At 50.4% G+C, this 1,146-nt stretch carries 1 protein-coding gene; it reads right to left on the bottom strand.

Going from position 1 to position 1,146, the window contains the following annotated elements; genetic code table 11:
- Positions 1-331: 331 nt before the first annotated feature.
- A partial coding sequence (gmd, locus tag AC1DS3_RS38890) for a GDP-mannose 4,6-dehydratase (protein WP_477129394.1) occupies positions 332-1,146 on the bottom strand: 815 nt, incomplete at its 5' end.

Genomic DNA, 1,146 nt, shown 5'->3' with positions numbered 1-1,146 from the left:
TCTTATGGGTGGCCATTCCATTCTTCGTGACGGATGCGGGCTAAGTCAGAAGACTCCTCGCCTTCAATGTCAATAGTCAACGTGGGGGCACGGGATGACGCACACCTAACCGATTGCACCTGGTGATGTCGATCGACGAGCAATTCAAAACACAAATTCAAAAACCAAGCTTGCGGGTGGGCATTGCAAAAACCTGGCCAAAAAGGCAAGTACTGCAAGGATTGCTCCCGAAGCTCGGCTAAGACGAAGAGCCCCCCCGGGTCTGCACCGGCTGCGCCGAAGGTAATAGGCTAGCCGGCACAGCGGTTGTGATAGATTTGATGCTCTGAACCTATTCCATGCCCACAGCAATCTTGTAGCCGTGCGATCTAAGAAGTGCGTGCTGCTGGGCTTGACCAAGGTCGTGATCTACCATTTCCTTGCACATTTGTTGCGCTGTTATCTCAGGTATCCAGCCAAGCTTTTGTTTTGCCTTAGTGGGATCACCCAGTAGCGTCTCCACTTCAGCCGGACGGAAGTAGCGCGGATCAATCTTAACTATAGGCCTACCTTTCCAATAGCCGACTTCATTGACGCCGTGTCCCTCCCAGCGCAAGTCCATTCCGATTTCTGTTGCGGCCCATTCAATGAATTGACGCACGCTGTATTGCACTCCGGTGGCGATAACAAAATCTTCCGGCTTCTCTTGTTGCAGCATGAGCCATTGCATACGGACGTAGTCCTTGGCGTGCCCCCAATCGCGCAAAGCATCCAGATTACCCATATATAGGCAATCTTCTAGACCTTGATAAATATTGGCAAGGCCGCGGGTAATCTTGCGGGTAACAAAAGTCTCACCACGGCGCGGGCTTTCATGATTAAAGAGAATGCCATTGCAAGCGTACATACCGTAGGCTTCACGATAGTTCACGGTGATCCAATAGGCGTACATTTTAGCGACCGCATAAGGGCTACGCGGATAGAATGGCGTGGTTTCTTTCTGAGGAGTCTCTTGAACCAAACCATAAAGTTCGGATGTAGAAGCCTGGTAGAATCGTGTCTTCTTCTCAAGACCCAAAATTCGTATTGCCTCTAGAATGCGCAAAGTTCCCATTGCATCCACGTCAGCAGTGTATTCTGGACTTTCAAAACTCACCGCCACATGAC

Source organism: Cupriavidus sp. 01L46 (genome assembly GCF_056399905.1).
The sequence above is the reverse complement of the archived record's forward strand: the minus strand, read 5'-3'. Positions and strand labels throughout refer to the sequence as shown.